The 23,709-nt window shown below is 55.9% G+C and carries 18 protein-coding genes; 14 read left to right on the forward strand and 4 right to left on the reverse strand.

Annotated elements, in window-relative coordinates:
* Positions 1-5: 5 nt before the first annotated feature.
* The 3 genes from RHM59_RS16990 to RHM59_RS17000 are packed head-to-tail and all read left to right on the forward strand — an operon-like array spanning position 6 to position 5,892.
* Positions 6-1,262 (forward strand): TolC family protein, encoded by a 1,257-nt coding sequence (locus RHM59_RS16990; protein WP_322166801.1) that lies wholly within the window; start codon positions 6-8, stop codon positions 1,260-1,262.
* Positions 1,259-2,743, forward strand: coding sequence for an efflux RND transporter periplasmic adaptor subunit (locus tag RHM59_RS16995; RefSeq protein WP_322224805.1), 1,485 nt, complete (start codon positions 1,259-1,261; stop codon positions 2,741-2,743). Before RHM59_RS16990 ends, RHM59_RS16995 begins: the two co-directional genes overlap by 4 nt.
* A complete protein-coding gene (locus RHM59_RS17000) occupies positions 2,740-5,892 on the forward strand; it encodes an efflux RND transporter permease subunit (RefSeq protein ID WP_322224807.1) in 3,153 nt (1,050 codons plus the stop codon). The genes RHM59_RS16995 and RHM59_RS17000 overlap by 4 nt, the downstream gene beginning before the upstream one ends.
* A gap of 533 nt (positions 5,893-6,425) precedes the next feature.
* Here the strand turns inward: RHM59_RS17000 and RHM59_RS17005 are convergent.
* The 4 genes from RHM59_RS17005 to RHM59_RS17020 form a co-directional block, all read right to left on the reverse strand.
* Positions 6,426-6,968 (reverse strand): sterol desaturase family protein, encoded by a 543-nt coding sequence (locus RHM59_RS17005; protein WP_322224809.1) that lies wholly within the window; start codon positions 6,966-6,968, stop codon positions 6,426-6,428.
* 398 nt (positions 6,969-7,366) lie between these two features.
* Entirely contained in the window at positions 7,367-8,023 is a 657-nt protein-coding gene (locus tag RHM59_RS17010; protein ID WP_322286717.1) for a DUF2931 family protein, read from the reverse strand.
* Between the two features lie 12 nt (positions 8,024-8,035).
* Positions 8,036-8,692, reverse strand: coding sequence for a DUF2931 family protein (locus RHM59_RS17015; protein WP_322171288.1), 657 nt, complete (start codon positions 8,690-8,692; stop codon positions 8,036-8,038).
* Between the two features lie 2 nt (positions 8,693-8,694).
* Complete coding sequence (locus tag RHM59_RS17020; RefSeq protein WP_322224811.1) at positions 8,695-10,251, reverse strand: T6SS phospholipase effector Tle1-like catalytic domain-containing protein; 1,557 nt, start codon at positions 10,249-10,251, stop codon at positions 8,695-8,697.
* Positions 10,252-10,828: 577 nt separating this feature from the next.
* Between RHM59_RS17020 and tssA the strand changes: the two genes are divergently transcribed.
* From tssA to tssJ, 11 genes are all read left to right on the forward strand, one after another.
* Complete coding sequence (tssA, locus tag RHM59_RS17025) at positions 10,829-12,379, forward strand: type VI secretion system protein TssA (RefSeq protein WP_322166796.1); 1,551 nt, start codon at positions 10,829-10,831, stop codon at positions 12,377-12,379.
* A gap of 33 nt (positions 12,380-12,412) precedes the next feature.
* Complete coding sequence (tssB, locus tag RHM59_RS17030) at positions 12,413-12,919, forward strand: type VI secretion system contractile sheath small subunit (RefSeq protein ID WP_322166795.1); 507 nt, start codon at positions 12,413-12,415, stop codon at positions 12,917-12,919.
* A gap of 27 nt (positions 12,920-12,946) precedes the next feature.
* On the forward strand, positions 12,947-14,422 hold the full coding sequence (tssC, locus tag RHM59_RS17035; RefSeq protein ID WP_322166794.1) for a type VI secretion system contractile sheath large subunit: 1,476 nt from the start codon (positions 12,947-12,949) through the stop codon (positions 14,420-14,422).
* A 14-nt stretch (positions 14,423-14,436) separates the two neighbouring features.
* Entirely contained in the window at positions 14,437-14,841 is a 405-nt protein-coding gene (tssE, locus tag RHM59_RS17040) for a type VI secretion system baseplate subunit TssE (protein WP_322166793.1), read from the forward strand.
* A 106-nt stretch (positions 14,842-14,947) separates the two neighbouring features.
* Positions 14,948-16,729, forward strand: coding sequence for a type VI secretion system baseplate subunit TssF (gene tssF / locus RHM59_RS17045; protein ID WP_322166792.1), 1,782 nt, complete (start codon positions 14,948-14,950; stop codon positions 16,727-16,729).
* The gene (gene tssG / locus RHM59_RS17050; protein WP_322184502.1) at positions 16,693-17,700 is read left to right on the forward strand and encodes a type VI secretion system baseplate subunit TssG; all 1,008 of its coding nucleotides are present in this window, start codon (positions 16,693-16,695) and stop codon (positions 17,698-17,700) included. The genes tssF and tssG overlap by 37 nt, the downstream gene beginning before the upstream one ends.
* A gap of 6 nt (positions 17,701-17,706) precedes the next feature.
* Entirely contained in the window at positions 17,707-20,310 is a 2,604-nt protein-coding gene (gene tssH, locus RHM59_RS17055; protein ID WP_322286718.1) for a type VI secretion system ATPase TssH, read from the forward strand.
* Positions 20,311-20,320: 10 nt separating this feature from the next.
* On the forward strand, positions 20,321-21,838 hold the full coding sequence (locus tag RHM59_RS17060) for a sigma-54 interaction domain-containing protein (RefSeq protein WP_322166790.1): 1,518 nt from the start codon (positions 20,321-20,323) through the stop codon (positions 21,836-21,838).
* 67 nt (positions 21,839-21,905) lie between these two features.
* Positions 21,906-22,046, forward strand: a complete 141-nt coding sequence (locus RHM59_RS17065; protein WP_322166789.1) for a type VI secretion protein — start codon at positions 21,906-21,908, stop codon at positions 22,044-22,046.
* Positions 22,047-22,062: 16 nt separating this feature from the next.
* Positions 22,063-23,202 (forward strand): type VI secretion system-associated FHA domain protein TagH, encoded by a 1,140-nt coding sequence (tagH, locus tag RHM59_RS17070; protein ID WP_322224813.1) that lies wholly within the window; start codon positions 22,063-22,065, stop codon positions 23,200-23,202.
* A 5-nt stretch (positions 23,203-23,207) separates the two neighbouring features.
* A complete protein-coding gene (gene tssJ, locus RHM59_RS17075) occupies positions 23,208-23,708 on the forward strand; it encodes a type VI secretion system lipoprotein TssJ (RefSeq protein WP_322224815.1) in 501 nt (166 codons plus the stop codon).
* Position 23,709: the final 1 nt, after the last annotated feature.

Raw genomic sequence — 23,709 nt, forward strand, 5'->3', positions numbered from 1 at the left:
TGAACATGAACTCCAAGTGCTATTGCACAGGTTGGTCCCTCGTGGCCGGCCTGGCGGCAAGCATACTGGCATTGCCGAGCCTCGCGGGCACATTGACACTCGATGAAGCTTTGCGGTTGGCCGAAAACAACGCTCCGTCACTGACCGCCCAAGCCGCCAAATTCCACGCCGCCAGCAGTGCTGCTATTCCAGCCGGCGAACTACCCGATCCGAAGTTAAAACTCGGCTTGCAGAACTATCCTATTGGCGGCCCCAATCGCTGGAGTATTGACCAGGACTTCATGACCATGCAGATGGTTGGGGTCATGCAGGAAGTACCCAACCGCGACAAACGCCGAGCGCGCATTGACGTTGCCGACGCGGCTGTTGACCGAGCGGCGGCCGAAGGTCGTGTCGAGCGCCTGAACGTCCGTCAGGCCACGGCACTGGCTTGGATCAGCAGCTATTCCATCGAACGTAAAGAGGTCCTGTTCCAGGACTTTTACCAAGAAAATCGTTTGTTGACCGAAACCATTCGGGCACAGATCGCCGGTGGTCGTGCCCAACCTGCCGATGCAGTGACACCCAAGCAGGAGGCGGCTCAATTAGCGGATCAACAGGACGACCTAGTCCGCCTGCGTGCTCAAGCCCGGGCTGCGCTCAAGCGCTGGATTGGGCAGGCGGCCAACGACGAACCCACTGGTGGTTTGCCGCAATGGCCCGTCGAGACTTCAGGTTACACCCGCAAACTGCAACATCACCCCGCGCTGACCGCTTTTGTGCCGATGACTCGCGAGGCGCAAGCCAAGGTGCGTGAAGCCGAAGCGGAAAAGCAGTCCGACTGGAGTTGGGAACTCGATTACCAACACCGTGACCGTCGGTTCGGTGACATGGTCAGCGTGCAGTTCAGTTTCGATCTGCCACTGTTTCCCGACACCCGTCAAAATCCCAAGATCGCTGCCAAGCACGCTGAACTGAACCAATTGGAGGCTGAGCGTGAAGTCATGGTGCGAGAGAAAACCCAGCAACTGGAGGAGGATTTGGCCGAATACGAACGCCTGAATCGTGCCGTGCGCCGCAGTCAGGAAAGCCTGGTACCCCTAGCCAAAGAAAAGGTCGGACTGACCATGGCCAGTTACCGGGCAGGGAAAGGCGACCTAAAGGCTGTCGTCGCAGCTCGACGTGAGCTCATCGAGGCCCGATTCAAACAGGTCGACATCGAAGAACAGCGAGCCCTGACCAATGCGCGCTTGTATTTCAATTACGGTGAAACCAGCCTATGAACACTCGAATATGGAAAACGGCTGTGTTGACTGGCTTGTCGGTTGCCCTAGGCGTTGCAGCCGGCTACTGGTTCGCTCAGCAGCGTATGAGCGCAATGCCTGACGCGCTCGCCGAGCAGAGTCCCAAGACACAAGACCAACGCAAGGTGCTGTATTGGTACGACCCGATGAAGCCGCAGCAGAAATTCGATAAGCCGGGCAAATCGCCCTTCATGGACATGCAACTGGTGCCGCAATACGTTGATGCTGCAACGAACGGCGCAGCCATCAGCATCGATCCAAGCCTGACCCAGAATCTCGGCATGCGCCTGGCGACAGTCACCCGTGGAGTCCTCACTTCCAGCCTGGACGTGGTCGGCGTGCTGGCGTTCAACGAACGGAATGTCGCCGTGGTTCAGGCGCGTACTTCGGGTTTTGTTGAGCGGGTCTATGCCCGTGCTCCCGGCGATGTGCTCAAAGCTAATGCGCCATTGGCGGATATCCTGGTACCGGAATGGGCTGCAGCCCAGGAAGAATTCCTCGCATTGAAGCGCAATGGCGATGCTGACTTGCTGGCGGCTGCACGCCAAAGGTTGCACCTCACCGGGATGCCGACGGCGCTGATTACCCAGGTAGAGCGCAGCGGTAAGGTCCAGCCGAACCTGACGCTCACCAGTCCCATTAGCGGTGTGCTGCAAGAGTTGGATGTACGTATGGGTATGACCGTGATGGCCGGCGAGACTCTGGCTCGAGTTAATGGCTTGAGTAGCGTCTGGCTAGCCGTGGCCGTTCCAGAGTCGGAGACGGAATCGATCGTCCTCGGTCAAACGGTCGAAGCACGCCTGCCAGCCTTCCCAGGGACTGTGCTCAGAGGCGTGGTCAGCACGATTCTTCCCGAAACCAATCCGGACAGCCGCACCGTTCGCGTGCGGGTCGAACTGGCCAACCCTAATGGACGACTCAGACCGGGTATGACGGCGCAGGTACGCCTGAATCGCTCGACTGAGCAAAGCGTGTTGTGGGTGCCGAGCGAGGCGCTCATCCGCACCGGTCGACGCACGCTGGTGATGCTCGCCGAAGACGCGGGTCGGTATCGACCCCTAGAGGTGCAACTCGGGCAGGAAAACGAAGGCAAGACGGTGGTGTTGAAAGGCCTGGAGGAAGGCCAGCAGGTGGTCTCATCAGGTCAGTTCCTGCTCGACTCCGAGGCTAGCCTCAAGGGCATCGTCGCAAGCACGCTGGAAATGCCAGCACCTACAGCCGCAGCCGCTGCCCTTCATGAGTCGCAGGGGCAAGTCCTACAGATCAATAGCAAAGACGTTACGCTCGCCCATGGTCCCTTCAAGACGCTGGGTATGCCGGGCATGACCATGACCTTCCCACTGGCGGACCCTGCGCTCATGCAAGGGCTCAAATTGGGAGACAAGGTTCGGATCGCAGTGAGCCAAACCGATGATGGTTTGCGCGTTGAGCGTCTGGAAAAACTAGGGGGCCAGCCATGATCGCTGCCCTTATCCGCTGGTCTGTGGCCAACCGCTTCCTGGTCCTGCTGGCCACGCTGTTCGTCACTGCCTGGGGCGTCTGGTCGGTTCAGAGCACCCCCATCGATGCACTGCCGGACCTCTCCGATGTTCAGGTAATCATCCGCACCCCCTACGCGGGGCAAGCGCCGCAAATTGTCGAGAACCAGGTGACCTATCCGCTGGCGACCACCATGCTCTCGGTACCGGGAGCGAAAACCGTACGCGGTTACTCCTTCTTCGGCGACAGCTTCGTTTACGTGCTGTTCGAAGACGGTACCGATTTGTATTGGGCTCGCTCACGCGTACTGGAGTATCTGAGCCAGGTACAAAGCCGCTTGCCGGCTACGGCCAAACCGGCCTTGGGACCAGATGCCACCGGGGTGGGCTGGATCTATCAATACGCGCTAGTGGATCGCACCGGTGGCCATGATCTGGCGCAGCTGCGCGCACTTCAGGACTGGTTTCTCAAATTCGAGCTCAAGACCCTACCGAACGTGGCAGAAGTAGCCACCGTCGGCGGCATGGTCAAGCAATACCAGGTGCAGCTCGATCCGCTCAAGCTGGCCAGCCTGGGCATCACGCAGTCTGAGGTGACCGAGGCGATTGGCAAGGCCAATCAGGAAACCGGCGGTGCTGTGCTGGAACTGGCGGAGACCGAGTTCATCGTGCGCGCTTCCGGTTACCTGAAGACACTGAATGACTTTCGGGCGATCCCGCTAAAACTCGGGGCTGGTGGCGTGCCAGTGACTCTTGGCGATGTGGCCACAATTCAACTGGGGCCAGAGATGCGTCGTGGTATTAGCGAACTCGACGGCGAAGGTGAAACGGTTGGTGGCGTGGTGATTCTGCGCAGCGGCAAGAATGCTCGAGAAACCATTGCGGCGGTCAAGACCAAACTCGACGAGCTCAAAGGCAGTCTGCCGGCCGGGGTAGAAATCGTCACCACCTACGACCGCAGCAAGCTGATCGACCGTGCCGTGGAAAACCTCAGCCACAAACTGATCGAGGAGTTCATTGTCGTCGCGTTGGTCTGCGGGATATTTCTGTGGCATCTGCGCTCATCGCTGGTAGCCATTATCTCGCTGCCAGTTGGGGTGCTGATTGCCTTCATCGTCATGCGTCACCAAGGGATTAACGCCAACATCATGTCCCTGGGAGGGATTGCCATTGCCATTGGTGCCATGGTCGACGCCGCCGTGGTGATGATCGAAAACGCCCACAAGAAGATCGAGGCTTGGTATGCGGCCCATCCCGACGAAGAACTTAAGGGCGAACATCGCTGGCATGTGATTACCGAAGCTGCGGTTGAGGTAGGGCCGGCGCTGTTCTTCTGTCTGTTGATCATCACCCTGTCGTTCATTCCGGTGTTTACCCTTGAGGCGCAGGAGGGCCGCCTGTTTGGGCCCCTGGCGTTCACCAAGACCTACGCCATGGCGGCGGCCGCCGGACTGTCGGTGACTCTGGTACCGGTGTTGATGGGCTACTGGATTCGTGGACGAATTCCCACTGAGCAACAGAACCCACTGAACCGTTGGTTGATCAGGATCTATCAGCCGGCCTTGGACGCGGTGCTGCGTCGGCCCAAAATCACCTTGTTGGTTGCGCTACTGGTCTTTCTCAGTACGCTTTGGCCGATCTCTCACTTGGGTGGCGAGTTTCTCCCTGCGCTGGACGAGGGTGATCTGCTCTATATGCCATCAGCTCTGCCGGGATTATCGGCGCAGAAGGCGGCGCAACTGCTGCAACAGACCGACCGCCTGATCAAAACGGTGCCCGAAGTCGAACACGTTTTCGGTAAGGCGGGTCGCGCCGAAACCGCCACCGATCCGGCACCGCTGGAGATGTTCGAGACCACCATCCAGTTCAAGCCGCGTGAGCAGTGGCGCCCAGGGATGACCCAGGAAAAGCTCGTGGAGGAGCTTGACCGAGTGGTGCGTGTCCCAGGGTTGACCAACATCTGGATACCACCGATTCGTAACCGCATCGACATGCTGGCTACCGGTATCAAAAGCCCGATTGGTGTGAAGGTTGCCGGTACCAACCTGACGGAGATCGATGCCGTCACCCAAGCCGTCGAACGTGTGGCCAAGGACGTGCCAGGTGTCAGTTCAGCGTTGGCCGAACGACTGACCGGTGGCCGTTATATTGACGTAGATATCGATCGTAAAGCTGCGGCCCGCTATGGACTGAATATCGCCGATGTGCAGTCGATCGTGGCCGGCGCGATCGGCGGTGAAAACGTCGGGGAGACGATTGAAGGACTGGCTCGTTTCCCAATCAACGTACGTTACCCTCGTGAGTGGCGTGACTCGCTCGGGGCTCTGGAGCAGTTGCCGATTTACACCCCTCTGGGTAGCCAGATCACCCTAGGTACCGTGGCGAAGATCAAGGTCAGCGATGGTCCGCCCATGCTCAAGAGTGAGAACGCTCGACCTTCAGGCTGGGTGTATATCGACGTGCGTGGACGGGATATTGCCTCGGTAGTCGCCGATCTACGCCGGGTAGTCAGTGAGCAAGTGAAGTTGCAACCTGGGATGAGCCTGAGTTACTCAGGACAGTTCGAGTTTCTCGAAAGGGCTAACGCACGACTCAAACGGGTGGTACCTGCCACGCTGTTGATCATCTTCGTGCTGCTCTACCTGACGTTCGCTCGTTTTGATGAAGCGTTGCTGATCATGGCCACTCTGCCATTCGCACTGACTGGAGGGGCCTGGTTCCTCTATCTATTGGGATTCAACCTGTCGGTCGCCACGGGTGTCGGCTTTATCGCCTTGGCCGGTGTTTCTGCCGAATTTGGCGTGATCATGCTGCTCTACCTGAAGAACGCCTGGGCTGAACGTGAAGACCTTGGCGACAGCACTGAGCGCGGGCTGGTGGCTGCGATTCGTGAAGGCGCTGTGCAGCGCGTTCGGCCCAAAGCCATGACCGTGGTCGTTATCATTGCAGGCCTTTTACCTATCTTGTTGGGCAGCGGTACTGGTAGCGAAGTAATGAGCCGCATTGCAGCGCCCATGGTAGGCGGCATGGTCACGGCGCCTTTACTTTCTCTGTTTGTCATCCCGGCAGCCTATCGCCTTATGCGTCGTCGGCGCCTCTTAGCTGAACCTGACAAGGAAGTTAATGCGTAAATAGAAAATGTACAAAACGAGGTCGCATTTGCTGCCTAGTTTTTTAAAGCATCAACTGCTTTTGGAGATCTGGAAACTCAGCCATATCTGTCTCCCTACCTGGCGCTAGGGTTTGAGCGCCAGCTGCCTAGCTGCCTAGCTGCCGGCACCGTCCCTGCCGCGCCCTCTTGAAAATCCACCTAAAAGGGACTAGATATAAAAACGCTACCCTTTGAGACTCCGAACATGAAATCCACATTAGCCGCAGAGCTTCGCCAAATCGCCAAATCGCTCCACGACTTATTTCGCTCCGCTGATCTGAGCCATAAAGAGATCCGATCTGAGATGCGTAAAACCTACAAGACAGAGTCAAAGAAAAATTAAGCGATTCTTCGACTAACTCTTAGGTAGGCTTCAACAGCAATACCACCAGTCGCTTGATACCAAAAGTACAGCGGTACAGCTCAACGGCCAACTCACCAATATCGGCCTTTACGTAGCCATGGCTCACTCTGAGACATTCAGCGATATAGATCAGCCAGGTTCGTCCGGTGCTACGTCATGTAATCTTCCTCGACAGTGTCAATAACTTCAGTTCGTACGTAGGTACGCATGACGTGGTCCCAAAGGGGAGAGGTCACGCCGAAATTCTTCTCTATTCCCTTGCGATGATGCAAGTTGTGATTGGCAACCAGCCCAGGAATGAAACGGTAGGCCCAGTGTTGAGGACGGTGCAGCACATAGTGCAACGAGATATAGCAGAAGTAGCCGATCAGCAACCCGGCAAAAACGGAGGTTAAGCCGGTGAGCCAAGCGAGCAATAACAAAACGGCATTCACCGAGTTGGTCTTCCAGCCGGAAATACCGATGTAAGCGAGCACGTCAATATGGTGGGTCCAATGCTCCCGGCGATACAACGAGTGAAACAAGAAACGGTGCGCCGAATACTCGACCAGCGACCATGCTAATAGCCCGGCCAGCGCCTGTCCGGGATGAAAAGGTGCAATGCAGAAAATAAGGAAGACGAACAGCGGAACGGTAAAGAAGTCGAGATAATAGGCAAACGAGGACATCAGCCATTTGTTGGATGTAGCCATGAGTGTCTTTTCCTTATATACAAAATTAACAGAGTTATTTCAGAAATGATTCAGGAACCGAGATGTATGTGATTCCTGAGCACTTTGTTGCTCTTACACATATGCAACAGCGGCAATGAAGTTCGTTACTCCAGTACCTGGCGTTTAGGCATCTTGACATAACACCCCTGTGAACCCTCTATTCAACGACGGCTTCAAAGTTATTACCTTTCTGTAGCGACAGTTGTGAAGCCATTTCCATCACGCGTTGCAAGTATTAATTACCGATGAGATCGTTAGCTAAGGTCTGTTCCCGATGAAAACAGGCCATTAGAATAAACTTGAAATAAGAAAGGTCATTCTTTTCATGTGATGCTCCTTAAATTTGGAGTAATGATACTTTTTTAGATGCGGTAGGATCACCAACTGCCGTAAGGAATGCCGAAGCGTTCGATGTATTGTTTCGAATCTTTGGTTTGTTGAAAGTAATGCCCGTTTGATTTACCCAGATACGGGCCTAAAGGCTCGACTTCGACTTGAGCGCGGTTAAAGGCGACTCGGTGTAAACACTCGTCCCACACCCACACTTGAACAATACCGCCGGGGGCAAGTCCCAAGGTCATGCTGGGGTGCCAGGAAGCGGGGCGATCAGGGTATTTGGCGCAGCGTCGAGCGATGGAGTGGCGCATCAGTTGTCGGGCTTCTTCCGGGATTTCTATCCAGCCTTGGTAGGTTTGGGGCTCAACCGAGGATTGCCAGCGCACGAAGACCCGTTTCGGGAGATCGGCGCCGGTGACAAAACTTCCGTTTCCGCCGGTATCCGCCCATCCATGGGCATATTCGATGCCGTCGTTCCGAAAAGCTCCGGTGCCGATAGCGCCGCCGCCTCTGCGTGGAAAGAATCGGTTATTGATATCCACCACCGCGCTCATCTCGACCCAACCCGTCATATACCTTGGTGCAGAAAACCGTAAATCCCACCATGGGTGATGGGGGTCATTTACGCCAGACAATGGGTCTGCGGCTTGGCATCCTGCGATCAGAGCTAGACCCAGTAATGCGACGAGTTTTCTGATAATCATCCGGGATCACCAACTGCCGTAAGGAATGCCGAAGCGTTCGACGTATTGCTTCGAATCTTTGGTTTGTTGAAAGTAATGCCCGTTTGATTTACCCAGATACGGGCCTAAAGGCTCGACTTCGACTTGAGCGCGGTTAAAGGCGACTCGGTGTAAACACTCGTCCCACACCCACACTTGAACAATACCGCCGGGGGCAAGTCCCAAGGTCATGCTGGGGTGCCAGGAAGCGGGGCGATCAGGGTATTTGGCGCAGCGTCGAGCGATGGAGTGGCGCATCAGTTGTCGGGCTTCTTCCGGGATTTCTATCCAGCCTTGGTAGGTTTGGGGCTCAACCGAGGATTGCCAGCGCACGAAGACCCGTTTCGGGAGATCGGCGCCGGTGACAAAACTTCCGTTTCCGCCGGTATCCGACCATCCTCTAGCATCTTCGATATCGTCGTTCTGGAAAACTTCAATACCAATTCCGCCGCCACCTCGGCGTGGGAAGAATCGGTTATTGATATCCACCACCGCGCTCATCTCGACCCAACCCGTCATATAGTACGGTGCAGAAAACCGTAAATCCCACCAAGGGTGATGGGGGTCATTTACGCCAGACAATGGGTCTGCTGCTTGACATCCTGCGATCAGAACTAACCCCAATAATGCCCACAACTTCTTGATCTTCATCGTTCACCTTTGATTGCGTGTGGGTGTTGGACGCGTATGCCATTTGCAGTTGGTGCATTAAAGTAAAAAAGCTTTAGGCCTGTCCCATCTCGCTTAGTCACGGGGTTGTTCCAATGAGCAGAGGTATGGATATAGCGCCGTTTTAAAAGCGCCTCTTCGGCCGCAGTGGTACCGTACTCACCTGCGACAAACTGGTCACACAGCGACTGGAGCTCTGGGGGAAGGATGTAATCTGGATCTAACTCCTCAATATTGGTAAAGCGTACTTTTTTCTGCTTCGCCAGCTCATGCATCACCCGCAAATAAACACGCGATAACTCTCCGCGAACTGTCCGCTTGAGTTGTAAACCAGCAAACACTCTTTTTTGTCGGGGAGCGTGTCGATCCTGTGGGTCGATCGCTAACTCCGTAGAGGGCGGGGTAATAATCTCCAGCATCTCAGCGGGCCAGCCTTTAGCGATCATGTGCATTTTGGCCTGCAGCGCATCGTGGTAAATGGACGTGGTTTTTACGTCACAGTTTTCCGCGACCGTCAGCGCCTGCATGGGGGTGATCAGCACGCATTCGTCCGCCTCGGCGCGATAGCCGCCTCCAACGTCCGAGTGGACTCCGGGCACGATAATTTCAGGATGATCGGGGCCTATTTTATTAAGGGCGAAATTGTCTCGACACTCGTCGCGGGCTACTAATTGCACCACGTGTCTGAAGTCTGACGGTGGCAACGCGATGTTTAACCCAGGGGTAATTGAACTGCTGACATTCAGCAAGTTACTCAACCCACCCGTAGCCGCCACGGTATCGAACAGGCCAATAAAGCCAATGCGGATGTGTTTTTTGTATTGGCCCATGAATTTCGGGCTGAATGCAATCTTATAGCTGTTGAGCACAACGCCTAAGGGACCGTTGCGAACTTTGGCGACTTCTGTGGCAAAGTGTCTGGCCGCTGCGGCGCCTCGACTGAAACCGAAGACGTCAAAGATGATATGGGTGATTTCGTTGTGGGTATCCAATTCATAAATATCATTAACTACCCGACCTATCGCACCGAAAACCGACTGCACACGTTCTGCCACGCCAGTCTCACCACGCCCGAGGCTTGAACCGAGCTTACTGTCTTTTTCGCCCACCAAGGTTCCAATGCCGTCGACGTAGATTTTTCGGTAGGCGTACGAACTTTGCTCCCACAGTTCTCCTTGCTCTAGCGCCTCGGGGGCGTGATAAAGATCATGCAACTTCGCGACATTGCTTGAGTCATTCCCATAACTGCTGTCTGGATCCGCCATGTACGGCTTGCAACTGGCGTCGAGGTCTTGCGGCTGAATCGGGTGATGCGCGCCACACATAATGCCTTGCGCGGTGTTGCTGGCGTTATTGCAGGTGCCATCGAAGAACACACCAATGGTCAAGAAGACCGGCACCTTGTTTGCGCGCTCGCGTTTTTTCTGTTCCTCCACCCTGCGATAGACCTCTTGCCGGTGAGCCTCTCCTTGGGCAATTGCCGCCAGGAAGGGCTTTTGCATTTCTTCGCGGGCGGCGAGTTGCTGAGGCGTCATTTCAAACATACCCGGCAGGAATTGGGGTCGTGTTTTTCCACAAGCGGTACTCCTGAATAACTGTTCGAACACTAGCCGTTTTAGACTGCGCAACTATTTGCGCACTTGTTGCTCAAAATGGCGCACTTAAGACAAATGAGGCTGCTATAGGTGTAACCGCCCCAATACTGAAGTTCAGGCAGTCAGTGTATAGATACATATGTACTAATAATTTGGTTGCGGAAAAATACGACGATTAAGTGCTTTAGACAAGTGGATTTACGCTATTTATAAAGCTCTAGTTTCCGATGTTTATGCAGGACATTTCCTACAGACAACAGCGAGTTGCAAGTATCGGCAGCCGCTGTAAGAAGTTTCGGCGATTTCACCGGACTCGTCCGACATTAGAAAGTAAAAAATCCTACAGACTTAGTTTTTCATCGCTCTTATCATCCGACCTATCGCCCGAGGTGCCCAGTATGACGTACGATAAATGTAACGTGCTTAACGCAACTCCAACCAATCATCTTGATACAACTCCGCCAAGTGCTGATGCACTTCGGCATGACTACGCTTGCATTAAAGACCGTTGCCTCGGATGACCTATTCAAGCGCACGCTCCGCCTATTACCTTGTTGTGGCTAAAACGCCCATCGCCCAAGACAACTTCTGCGGCGAGGACATCCGGTTTTCAAACGAATACGAAGCGCTGGAGCTTGAACTCAACAAAGCTCAGTCCATGGAAGAGGGCATGAAGGTCGACTGGCAGAAGGTGCTTGACCTGAGCGAAGCGATTTTGCAAACCCAGTCCAAAGACCTGCGTGTAGGGGCGTGGCTGGTGTGGGCGTTGTACCAGAAGGAATCATTTGCCGGTTTGATGGCGGGCGTCGGCATGCTCTATCACCTGTGCCAGCACCATTGGCAGGCGGTTCATCCGCTAAAGGTGCGCACCCGTGCAGCAGCGTTCAGTTGGCTGTTGCCACGTATGGATCAGGTGTTGGTGGAGAGCGTTCCGATCAAGGAGCAATTGCCCTTGTTCCAACTGCTGCTGGAATACCTTCATGGGCTGGAAACATTGCTGACGTTGCATCTGGCGGATGACGCGCCTTTGATGTTGCCGCTGTGTCGGCGCCTGAAGCTGATGATTGATCGCGCCGTTAATAATTTGCCCGGCCCCGTGGAATCCACTGTTGCGCAGATCAAACAGGTGGCTAGCCAACTCTTTGCACCGGGTTCACCCGTCAACAACGAGAAAGAAGCGCAAAAAGCGCTGCGTGGCCAGCAGGAAAATGCCCGCACTTTGTGTGCATGGTGGTTGCGCCAGAAAGCCACCGACATTCGCGCTTTGCGCCTCAACCGGACATTGCTGTGGCTGCCTATCGATACGCTTCCCGAACGCAACGCTGAGCAGGTCACCGCGCTGCGAGGGCCGCCGGCAGACAAACTAAAAACCTATCAGGACCGCTTTTCTCAAGGGGCGTACGCCGATCTGCTGGTGGACCTTGAGGCAAGTATTTCTGCATCGCCGTTCTGGTTCGACGGTCAGCGTATGGCCTGGGAGTGTCAGCAGGGGCTTAACGCGGACCTCGCCATGCGCGAAGTGGAGTTGCAGTTCTCACTGTTCTTACAGCGCCTGCCCGCAGTGGTTGATCTGAAGTTTCATGACGGCGTGCCCTTCGCCGATGCCGAAACCCGTAGTTGGATCAGCGCCCACGTTTTAGTGCATCTCCAAGCTGCCAGCTCGCCGATGACAGTACAAAGCGACAGTCAGCACGCGGCTTGGGAAGAGGCTTACGAAGAGGCGTTGCCCATTTTGCGAAGGGATGGGCTCAAACCTGCCGTGCAACTTCTCAAGCAGGGGCTACAGGCTGCTCAGGGAGGGCGGGTGCGGTTCTTCTGGCAACTGAGCCTCGCTCGCTTGTGCCATCAGGCCAAGAAATACGACTTGGCCAAAGCTCAGCTTGAAATCCTCGATCAACAATTATTGAGCTCCGGACTTGCGGCCTGGGAGCCGGACCTCGCACTGCAAGTTTTGCATCTGTTGTACCGCTGCTGCGAGTTGTTGCCACAGAACGCCCTGTTGCGCGAGCGCAAGGACGACATCTTTCAACGGCTTTGCCACCTCGATATCGAAGTCGCACTGCCCTAGGCCTTCGGGTCATCACTGTAGAGGAGAAAACTCATGGCCAAAGAAGGCTCCATAGCCCCCAAGGAACGCATCAACGTCACGTTCAAACCGGCGACCGGTAACGCTCAGGAGGAGATTGAGTTGCCGCTGAAGTTGATGGTGCTGGGGGATTTCACCCATCGAGCAGATGAACGCAAGGTTGAAGACCGCAAGCCCATCAGTATCGACAAAAACAGCTTCGACGAGGTGCTGAGCAAGCAAAAACTCAACATGACGCTGAGCGTACTGAACCGTCTTCAAGACGAGGGTGGCTCCGATGAACTGGCGATCAACCTTGCCTTTGACTCCATGAAGGATTTCAACCCGGCCAGCCTGATCGAGCAGATTCCAGAGCTGAAAAAGTTGATGGAATTGCGTGATGCATTGGTCGCTCTGAAAGGGCCATTGGGTAATGCGCCGGCTTTTCGCAAAGCAATCGAAAGCGTTCTAAAAGACGACGAATCGCGCAGCCGAGTGCTGGGCGAGCTTGAAATGAACGCAGCTGCAAAACCGGACGCTTAAGCCGTTAACGCACAGGAAGCCAATATTATGAGCACCAAAGCTTCATCCCAAAATACCACCGAAACAGCAGAGAGCGGCATTCTCGACCGGATTATTGCGGAGACTAAACTGACGCCCAGTGATGATGCTTACGGCATTGCCAAGCGTGGTGTGGCGGCGTTCATCGTAGAGTTGCTAAAACCGCAAAACGATGGCGAGCCAGTCAAGAAGGCGATGGTTGATCGCATGATCGCCGAGATCGATGCCAAGCTCAGTCTTCAAATGGATGAGATTCTTCACCATGTCGATTTCCAGGCATTGGAAGCGTCGTGGCGTGGGCTGAAATTGCTGGTGGATCGCACCGACTTCCGCGAAAACAACAAAATCGAGATCCTCAACGTTTCCAAGCAAGACTTGCTGGACGACTTCGAAGATTCGCCGGAGATCAATCAATCCGGGCTTTATAAGCACGTCTACACGGCTGAATACGGACAGTTTGGCGGTGAGCCAGTGGGGGCAATTATTGCCAACTACTTCTTCTCGCCCAGCTCGCCAGATGTTAAGACCATGCAGTACGTCGCCAGCATTGCGTGCATGGCACACGCTCCGTTTATTGCCGCTGCCGGCCCTCAATTTTTCGGACTGGAAAGCTTCACAGGCTTACCTAACGTAAAAGACCTCAAGGACCACTTTTCAGGCCCGCACTTTTCCAAATGGCAGAGCTTCCGGGTGCAGGAAGACGCACGCTATGTCGCCCTGACCGTGCCGCGATTCTTGCTGCGTAACCCCTACGATCCCGAAGAAAATCCGGTCAAAAGCTTTGTCTACAAAGAAAATGTAGCCAACAGCCACGAACATTATCTGTGGGGCAATACGGCTTATACCTTCGCCACCAAACTCACCGACAGCTTCGCTAAATTCCGCTGGTGTCCGAACATTATTGGTCCCCAAAGCGGCGGCGCCGTGGAAGATCTGCCGTTGCATCACTTCCAGAGCATGGGTGAAATCGAGACCAAAATTCCGACCGAAGTGCTGGTATCTGATCGCCGCGAGTACGAATTGGCAGAGGAAGGTTTTATCTCTCTGACCATGCGTAAAGGCAGCGATAACGCGGCGTTCTTCTCCGCCAGCTCGGTGCAAAAACCCAAACTTTTCGGCATTAGCGAAGAAGGCAAAACAGCCGAATTGAATTACAAGCTCGGCACGCAGCTGCCGTATATGTTCATCATCAATCGCCTGGCGCACTACATCAAAGTGTTGCAGCGCGAGCAACTGGGCTCTTGGAAAGAACGCACCGACCTTGAGCAAGAGTTGAACAAGTGGATTCGTCAGTACGTGGCTGACCAGGAAAATCCAAGCGCTGATGTTAGGGGGCGCCGCCCACTACGAGCTGCACAGGTCATCGTGACTGATGTTGAAGGCGAACCTGGCTGGTACCGCGTTAGTTTGAACGTGCGGCCGCACTTCAAATACATGGGCGCAGATTTCACCTTGTCGCTGGTCGGCAAGCTGGAAAAAGAGTGAGCAGGGCATAGTTCATGACGACATACGGCAGTCTTTTCGAACGTCTTGGTGGAGCTCCTGCCGAGCAAAGCAAAAACCGCGAGGAAGCCACCAGGGATTCGGTAACTGCCCACCTGTCTAAAATGCTCAGTACCCGTGCGGGCAGCGTACTAGCGCTGCCCGACTACGGGATGCCGGATCTGAACAATATGAGCGTGAGCCTCCACGATGCCTTGACTCAGGGTGCGCAGGTCATAAAGCGCTTCATTGAAGTCTACGAACCGCGCCTCAGCGAAGTCCAGCTCGTCTCCACGCCCAATGGCGTCAACCCTCTGAAACTTGGGTTCTCCATTGAAGCCCAGTTGGAGGTGGATGGCATCAAGTCGTCGGTGTTGTTGTCCGCCAAGTTGACTGGTGGCGGACACATCACGGTCAAGTAACGAAGTTCTACCCATATACCAGCGTGTTCCACGTGGAACCTTCCAGCGGAGCACGCCTAACGCTTTACCCCAATCACACAGCACTCGTGCAGGAAGCTCATCGCCCGTGTCTTTTAACCAGTACTACCAAAGCGAACTGAACGCGTTACGTCAGTTGGGCGGTGTTTTCGCTGAGCGTAATCCGGCGTTGGCGCATTTTTTGGGACAGGGCGGAAGCGATCCCGACGTGGAACGTCTGCTTGAAGGCTTTGCGTTTCTGACGGGGCGTTTGAGAGAAAAGCTCGAAGATGATTTGCCCGAGCTGACGCATTCGCTGATGTACCTGCTGTGGCCGAACTACATGCGCCCGCTGCCCTCGTTCAGCATGTTGCAGTTTGAGCCGCTGGCTCAAGCAGGCCCGGCGATCATAGCTGCCCGCGATACCCTAGTTAAAGGCAAGCCGGTCGAAGGGGTGAGCTGTAATTTTCGTACGTGTTATGCCACTGAAGTTCAGGCGCTGAAACTGGCTGACTTGAGTTACTCAGAGAACGGCGAAGGCGCGCTTTTGACACTGCGGTTGGAAGTTTCCGGTAATGGCCATCTGGGAGATTTGAAGCTGAGCCGTCTCAGGCTGCATTTTGCGGGCATGCCCTACATTAGCCAGACGCTTTATCTGAGCTTGCTGCGTTATCTGGGTGGTGTTGAGGTGCATCTTCTGGGCAATGACGTCGATAGCCTGCTGACTCAGCGCCGCGAGGATGTTGTGCTAACGCTACCTGCTAACTGCATCCAGCCTGTCGGTTTTGCAGAAGAAGAATCACTGATTCCTTACCCGCTGAATACCTTCCGTGGTTATCGCTACCTCCAGGAATATTTCGCGTTTCAAGAGAAGTTTCTATTCGTTGATATTTCTGGTCTGAATGCTCTTCAAAGCTTGTCGGAAGACATTCTCAAAGGCACCACAGGCATCGAGCTGCAGTTCTCCATCACCAAAAACGGTATGGAGCGCCAGCGCCCGACGGTCGACAACGTAAAGTTGTATTGCACGCCCATCGTTAACCTGTTCAAGCACGATGCAGTACCTATCCGTTTCGACGCGAAGGAGGACGAATACCTTCTGCTTCCACATGAATCGAGTCGAGGTCACTGTGGCGTTTTCTCCGTTGACGCCGTGGCGGCAAGCGAGGGCGGCGGGAAGGTTAATAATTTTGTGCCATTTGAGTCCTTCGAGCATGACTCCAGCTTCGACGGCGGTAATGCGTCTCCGCATTACAGCGTTCGACAGCGACCGTCCATGGCCCATGAAGGCGTAGATACTTACCTGAGTTTTGGCACTCAAGACATTGATCGTTTTTCGACGGTCTCCGTGGACCTGACCTGTACCAATCAAAACCTTCCGCGCCGGCTCAAAGTTGGCGATATTGCTAACAGCAAAGAAACCTCGGAAACGCTGATCTTCCGCAACATCCTCGTGCCGACGTCCAGTTATGCCCCGCCGCTGAACCGCGACTTCCTGTGGAAGCTGATCAGCAACATGTCCCTGAACTACGTGTCGTTGGCCAACGTCAACGCGCTGAAGGTCATTCTCGAAACCTACGATCTGCCGCGTTATTACGACCAAAAAGCCCGCAACGTCAGCAAAACCCTACTCGACGGCCTGAAGTCCATCAGCCATCAGCACGTTGATCGGTTGCATCGCGGGCTGCCCGTCCGTGGCTTACGCACCGAACTGTTGATTGACCCAACTAGCTATGTCGGCGAAGGCGATTTGTTTCTCTTTGCCTCGATTCTCAACGAGTTCTTTGCGCTCTACGCCAGCCTCAATTCGTACCACGAACTACATGTGCAAAGCACACAAGGGGAGGTGTACCAATGGGCACCGAGAATGGGCCTGCAACCCCTGCTTTAAGCGGGTTGAGCCTGGCTATACGCGAATATTCGGTTTTTCAGGCCGTGCCTCAGGTCATGGCACGGCTGCGCGACTCCAACCCCCAAATGACCGAAGAGCAGCTTTACGATTTGGTGGAGTTTCAGGCGAATCCAAGCTTTGGTTTTGCCAGCAGCGACATCGATAGCGTGGAGTTCTTCAACGAGCGGGGCAGGCTTCGCGCACGGGTGCGTCTAAACATGATCAGCCTGGTAGGCGCCGGTTCTCCGCTGCCCGCCTTTTATGGCGAGCAAGCGGAGGAGGACAGTACAAGGGGGCGTTCGACCCGTGATTTCCTCGACTTGTTTCATCATCGGTTGCAACGTCTGCTGCTGCCCACTTGGCGCAAATATCGCTATCACGCCCGTTTCGAACTCGGGGCCGTGGACCCATTTTCCGCGAACCTCTTCGCACTGATTGGGCTTGGGAGCGAGGCGATACGCGAGACTACCGAGCTGAACTGGAAGCGCCTATTGCCCTATTTGGGTCTGCTCAGCCTGCGTGCCCACTCCGCCGCACTTATCGAATCCGTTTTGCGTTACTACTTCAAGCACGCCGAATTGACCATTGAACAGTGCATCGAGCGTTCGGTACGGATTCGCGATGAGCAACGCAATCGGCTGGGCATGGCGAACAGTCGCTTGGGCGAAGACCTGGTGTTGGGTGAGTACGTGCGTGATCGCAGCAGCAAATTCCGCGTGCACATCCGCGAGCTGGATTGGCAACACTTCCACGATTTCCTGCCCAACGGATCCGGCTATCAGCCGCTGTGCGCGCTGGTGCGGTTCACCCTGCGCGACCCCCTCGATTACGACATTCGTTTGGTACTGCGCCATGAAGAAATTCACGAGCTGCGCCTCGACGAACAGAACCCCTGCCGCCTCGGCTGGACCAGTTGGCTTGGACGCGAATATGCCGATGGCATCGTCACCCTCGGCAGCAAAACTCATTAAGGACGCCTGATTATGATTAACGTAGACCTGCAACAACTCATCCAGGCCTTGGACGCTGAAAGCCGTCGAGAGCTGGAAGGGTCCGCCGAACGGTGCGTGGCCCGCAACGGCAGCAAAATTCTGATTGAAGACCTGTTGCTGGCACTCCTGGAACGGCCCCAAGGCTTATTAAGCCGGGCCTTGCTGGACGCTGAAGTCGATGCCGGAGAATTAGCTGCTGCGCTGCAGCCGCGAGATGAACAGAGTGCTTCTCGCAATCCGGTGTTCGCGCCCGAACTGGTGCAATGGCTGCAAGACGCGTTGCTGGTTGCCACGCTGGAGCTTGGACAAAGTCATGTGGGACAGGCGGCGTTGATTCTGGCATTGCTGCGCAACCCGATGCGTTACGCAGGCAGCCGTTACCAGCCGCTCATGGCTAAATTGAATGCTGACCGATTGCGTGATTTCGCGCTGTCTGAACAAGCAGAGCCAGCGGCTGGAAAACCCGCTGCCCCCGGCGAGTCGCTGTTGGCCCGATTCACCCACAACCTCACCCAGCAGGCACGGGAAGGCAAGCTTGATCCGGTGCTGTGCCGCGACGACGCGATCCGGCAGATGATCGATATTCTGGCTCGCCGTCGGAAAAACAACCCCATCGTGGTCGGCGAAGCCGGTGTCGGCAAAACTGCCATCGTTGAAGGACTGGCGTTGCGCATCGCCCGAGGCGAAGTGCCTCAAGCCTTGAAAGGTGTCGAACTGCTGTCGCTGGACATGGGTTTGTTGCAGGCGGGCGCCAGCGTCAAAGGCGAGTTCGAACGGCGCCTTAAGGGCGTGATTGACGAAGTCAAAGCGTCGCCCAAGCCGATCACGCTGTTCATTGATGAGGCCCACACCTTGATCGGTGCCGGCGGGCAAGCAGGCGGTTCCGATGCCGCCAACTTATTGAAACCAGCACTGGCCCGTGGTGAGTTGCGCACGATTGCGGCAACGACATGGGCTGAATATAAAAAATATTTTGAAAAAGACCCAGCGCTGGCGCGACGCTTCCAGCCTGTTCGGCTAAATGAGCCGACAGTCACCGAGGCCATCACGATACTGCGCGGGTTAGCGCCTATCTATGAGAAGAGTCACGGCATTTATCTACGTGACGATGCGGTTGTGGCTGCCGCTGAGTTATCCGCGCGTTATCTGTCGGGCCGTCTCCTGCCAGACAAGGCGGTGGACGTACTCGATACCGCCTGCGCTCGTGTGCGCATCAGTCTGGCGACACCGCCCGAACGCCTGGAAAAACTACGCAGTGAATTAGCCGAAGGCGGGCGTCAGTGCCATGCATTACGTCGGGATGCCGAGGTCGGATTACGCATCGATCTAGACGCATTAAACGCGCTGGAAGGCCGTCTTGAAGAGGCCGAGGGCGAGCAGCGCATCGTAGAACAATCGTGGGATGAGCAACGAAAACTGGCTGAGCGCTTGCTTGAGCTGCGCCAGCAATTGGCCCTCGCTCGCGATGGCGAAAGCGATTCAAGTGAAGCCAACGCGCTTGAACTCAAGGCGCTCGAGACCGAACTGCACAGTGTTCATGGCGCCTTGAGCGCTGCCCATGCGGTCGAGCGGCTGGTCAGTTTCGAAGTGTGTCCGCGTCAAGTCGCCGAAGTCATCAGTGCTTGGACCGGTGTGCCGCTCGCGCAATTGGCGCGAGAGCACAACACCCGAGTCAGCACCTTTGCCAGTGACCTAAGGCTACGTATTCGGGGTCAAGACCAAGCTGTAAGCGCGTTGGACCGCTCGATGCGCGCCACCGCAGCCGGGCTGAACAAGCCTGATGCACCGGTCGGAGTGTTTTTGCTGGTAGGGCCAAGTGGCGTCGGAAAAACCGAAACGGCGCTGGTGCTGGCGGACTTGTTGTACGGCGGAGATCGCTTCATCACCACCATCAACATGTCCGAGTTTCAGGAAAAACACACCGTTTCTCGCTTGATCGGTGCGCCACCGGGTTATGTCGGTTATGGCGAAGGCGGCATGCTGACCGAAGCCGTGCGGCAGAAACCCTATTCAGTGGTGCTGCTCGACGAAGTGGAAAAAGCCGACCCCGATGTGTTGAACCTGTTCTACCAGATCTTCGACAAAGGCATCGTCAACGACGGCGAAGGCCGTGAAATCGACTTCCGCAACACGTTGATCCTGATGACATCCAACCTCGCCAGCGACCGCATCGAGGCGTTGTGTCGCAACGGCAATCGCCCAACCGCCGAGGTCCTGGAGGAGAGCATTCGACCAGTGCTCAGCCAGCATTTCAAGCCGGCGCTGCTGGCGCGAATGCGGGTGGTGCCTTACTACCCGGTCAGCGGCCCGGTGCTGCGCGAATTGATCGAGATCAAATTGCAGCGTCTGGGTGAACGGCTGGCGCGGCGTCAACTGGGCTTCAGCCATTCTCAGATATTGGTCGATCACTTGGCGCAGCGCTGCACCCAAAGTGACAGCGGCGCGCGTCTTATCGATTACTTGCTGGACTCACATGTGTTGCCATTGGTGGCGGACCGCTTGCTCGATGCCATGGCCAGCGGCGAAACACTCAAAAGCGTCCACGCTACCCTGGACGAGCATGACGCTGTCACGTGTGAATTCGCATGAGGTGGTCGTGATGTTTTCACAAGTGCCTGAGCCGCTGCGTTATGCCCATGACCTGTTGGCGCAATTCGCTCGGCTTTCAAGAGCGGCTGACGGCGCGACGTTGTTAGGTGATTTCGTACGAGCTTCGGTCGAACTCAGTGCGTGTGAAATCAGCCAGTTGTATCTGCTGGACGCTACCCACACCCGTCTCGTTTTGAATGCGGAATACTGGCAGGGGCTGTTGCAGCCGCGTGCCGCGTCCAGCTTGCCGACGGACTATGACGGCGAGCAATTGCTGCAGTACGCGTTATGTCAGAACAAGGTGGTCAGCCTGTGCAACCTGAGCGCCAGCTTGCAAGAGACGACATTTCTTCCGGCCGGTCCGCGCCCCTGGCAATCGTTGTTGTGTGTGCCGTTGCTTGATCAACACAACGCCGTCAGCGGTTTGTTGGTGTGCGCTAGCCGCAAGCATCTCGAACTTCAGGGGTTCGCTGACTCGTTGGGGCAATTCGGTTCCTTCGTGCTCGGGCAACTGCGTCTGTTGCAGCGTTCGAGGCGCCTCATCGAGACGTCCTCATCCCTGACCGATGCCGTGCCGATGGCCAGTGGCTATGGACTGATTGGCAGAAGCCCAGCCATGCGCGAAACCTGTCGCTTGATGGGCAAAGTGCTGAACAACCCTTATACCGTCCTTCTCTTGGGCGAAACCGGGACCGGTAAGGAAGTGGTTGCTCGGGCTATTCACGAAAATGGCCCGCGTCGATCCAAGGCATTTATCGTTCAAAACTGCGCCGCGTTTCCAGAGAGCCTGTTGGAAAGTGAACTGTTTGGCTACCGCAAAGGCGCCTTCACCGGCGCCGACCGTGACCGTGTCGGCCTGTTCGATGCCGCTGATGGTGGAACGCTATTGCTCGATGAGATCGGCGACATGCCTCTGTCACTGCAAGCCAAGCTGTTGCGTGTGTTGCAGGAGGGCGAAGTCCGTCCGTTGGGCTCCAATGACACTCACAAAATCGACGTCCGGATCATCGCCGCCACTCACCGCGACCTTGTGGCACAGGTAGCCGCCGGGCGTTTTCGCGAGGACTTGTATTACCGTCTCGCGCAATTCCCTATCGAGCTGCCCGCCCTGCGTGATCGAGGAGGCGACGCGCTGGACCTGGCGCGCCATTTCGCCGATCACGCCTGCACCTTTCTCAAGCGTGACCCAGTGAAGTGGTCCGATGGAGCGTTTGACCAACTCTGCCAATACGCCTTTCCCGGCAATGTTCGCGAACTCAAGGCGTTGGTCGAACGAGCGATTTTGCTCTGCGACGGCGACGTACTACTCCCCGAACATTTCGTGTTGCGTCGCGACCTGGAACCCAGCGATAGCAGCTTGAACCTGCGCCCTCGTCTGGAGCAGATCGAGCGGGGCCTGTTGCTCGATTGCCTGCGCAAAACGGGTGGCAATCAAACCGTGGCTGCCCGCCAGCTCGGGTTGGCGCGCCGCACGCTGCTGTACCGCATGGAACGCCTGAATATTCGCTCTAGCGATGTTTCGCTCTGAGCGCTCTATGTCGACCTCACTTAACCCTTTCCTTGCAGCACCGCCTGCACACCGTGGAGACCTACCGATGTTCGTTCGTCAATGGCCAGCAATCCTGCTGACGCTGCTCGTTTCATGCTGCCTCGGCGGCTGTGGCGGCAACTACAAATTCAGCGACGACACTTATCGTCCCCTCGGTGACCCTCAGGTGGTTAACCGCGGCAAATGACTGCAAGGAGCACAACATGCAATTGATTTTGGAAATAGTGAACACCGAACACGCTGCGCCTTCGCAGCAATTGCGCTGTGTGTTTGAGCCCAGGGGCGGCGCGATTGGCCGTCAGGCGTTCTCCGATTGGGTGATCGTCGACCCCAGCAGCCAAGTATCTCGCGAACACGCGCATATCAGCTTTAACGGCAGCCACTTTTTCCTGCGCGATATCAGCACCAATGGTGTACGCCTGAAAGCCACCGGTGAGCGCGTGGTTAAAGACACCACTGTGCGCATCGACCACGGTGCCATGTACGTGATTGGACCCTTCGACATTCGGGCACAGGTGATACGCAAAAGTGCTGAGTCCAATTCGCTGATCATTCCGGAGGATGTCAATTTCGGCCAGTTGCCCATGGCTGCTATAGAACAACCGTCCGCCTTGCACACGCCGGCTCTCGAACCGCAACAGTGCGCGGATTACGCGCCAATCCAGCGTGAGCACTTGATCGTGCCGACGCTGGTGCCGCCGACGCCAGAGCCCGAAGCGATCCCTGAACCCACTCCGTTACCCGATCCAAACGAGGCCTTCTGGCAGCGTTTCGCCCAAGCGCTCGGCCTGAACGTGGATAACCTCGACCAAGCTAGTCGCGAAGCGTTGGCGGTGGAAACGGCCCGCCTGTTTAAGCTCAGCATCGACAATTTGCAGCAAAGCCTGCGCACGCGCACGGAGTTGAAAAACGAACTGCGCCTGGCACTGACCACTGGACAGTACACGCGGCAAAACCCGATCAAGCACGCGGCCACCGCCAGCGATGCAGTGAAAGGGCTGCTGCTTGACCCGCAATCACGCGCGCATGCCGAGCGTTCGATCAATCGCTCGTTCAATGACTTGCAAGCCCACCAAGTGGCCATGCTCAGCGCCAGCCGCGCCGCCTTGCGCAGCACCTTGGAGCACTTCTCACCGCCACACTTGGCGTTGCGCCTTGAGCGCGACGGGCACCGGCCTTTGTTCTCCACCGACGGCGGTTTGTGGCGTGCTTATGGGCGTTATCACCAGGCGCTTGGCCAAGACGATGACTGGAGCGAACGCCTGTTGGCCCGCGACTTCGCCCAAGCCTATGAAGAACAGGTTCGTCTAATCGACAGCCTTCACACCGACCCTCAAGGATGACGCACATGTCCTGCTCTCACGTTTCTTGTTTCAAAGCCCTTTCAGTTCTTGCGGCCCTGTTGCTGTTGGCCGGTTGTTCGACGCTGTCACCGTATTCCACGCTGACCAAGCTGGATTTGACGCTGACCGCCAGTGACCAGCTCAACCCGGACTTGAATGGGCGCCCCTCTCCGATTGTCGTGCGCTTGATCGAGCTGAAAAATCCCGTGGCCTTCGAAAACGCAGACTTCTTCAGCCTGTACGAACGCCCGAAAGAAACCCTGACCCCGGACCTGGTGACCAGCGAAGAGCTTGAATTACGACCCGGCGAAAGCCTCGACCTCAAGCTCAGCGTCGACAGCGGTAGCCGTTACGTCGGCGTTCTCGCTGCCTACCGCGACCTGCCAGAAACCAAGTGGCGCTACGTGGTTCAACTGACGCCTACCGAACGCACCCACGCAACCTTGCGCCTGGACCAAGCTGGCATCCATAACGCCTTAGCCTCATTCAACACAGCAGGAGACTGAC

Origin of the sequence: Pseudomonas sp. MH10 (assembly GCF_034353045.1) — a bacterium.
Lineage (GTDB): Bacteria > Pseudomonadota > Gammaproteobacteria > Pseudomonadales > Pseudomonadaceae > Aquipseudomonas.

Bases quoted from the DNA above. Each gene is read 5' to 3' on its own strand.
- RHM59_RS16990 (WP_322166801.1), top strand. From the start codon at position 6: ATGAACTCCAAGTGCTATTGCACAGGTTGGTCCCTCGTGGCCGGCCTG.
- RHM59_RS16995 (WP_322224805.1), top strand. From the start codon at position 1,259: ATGAACACTCGAATATGGAAAACGGCTGTGTTGACTGGCTTGTCGGTT.
- RHM59_RS17000 (WP_322224807.1), top strand. From the start codon at position 2,740: ATGATCGCTGCCCTTATCCGCTGGTCTGTGGCCAACCGCTTCCTGGTC.
- RHM59_RS17005 (WP_322224809.1), bottom strand. From the start codon at position 6,968: ATGGCTACATCCAACAAATGGCTGATGTCCTCGTTTGCCTATTATCTC.
- RHM59_RS17020 (WP_322224811.1), bottom strand. From the start codon at position 10,251: ATGACGCCTCAGCAACTCGCCGCCCGCGAAGAAATGCAAAAGCCCTTC.
- tssA (WP_322166796.1), top strand. From the start codon at position 10,829: ATGACCTATTCAAGCGCACGCTCCGCCTATTACCTTGTTGTGGCTAAA.
- tssB (WP_322166795.1), top strand. From the start codon at position 12,413: ATGGCCAAAGAAGGCTCCATAGCCCCCAAGGAACGCATCAACGTCACG.
- tssC (WP_322166794.1), top strand. From the start codon at position 12,947: ATGAGCACCAAAGCTTCATCCCAAAATACCACCGAAACAGCAGAGAGC.
- tssE (WP_322166793.1), top strand. From the start codon at position 14,437: ATGACGACATACGGCAGTCTTTTCGAACGTCTTGGTGGAGCTCCTGCC.
- tssG (WP_322184502.1), top strand. From the start codon at position 16,693: ATGGGCACCGAGAATGGGCCTGCAACCCCTGCTTTAAGCGGGTTGAGC.
- RHM59_RS17060 (WP_322166790.1), top strand. From the start codon at position 20,321: ATGTTTTCACAAGTGCCTGAGCCGCTGCGTTATGCCCATGACCTGTTG.
- RHM59_RS17065 (WP_322166789.1), top strand. From the start codon at position 21,906: ATGTTCGTTCGTCAATGGCCAGCAATCCTGCTGACGCTGCTCGTTTCA.
- tagH (WP_322224813.1), top strand. From the start codon at position 22,063: ATGCAATTGATTTTGGAAATAGTGAACACCGAACACGCTGCGCCTTCG.
- tssJ (WP_322224815.1), top strand. From the start codon at position 23,208: ATGTCCTGCTCTCACGTTTCTTGTTTCAAAGCCCTTTCAGTTCTTGCG.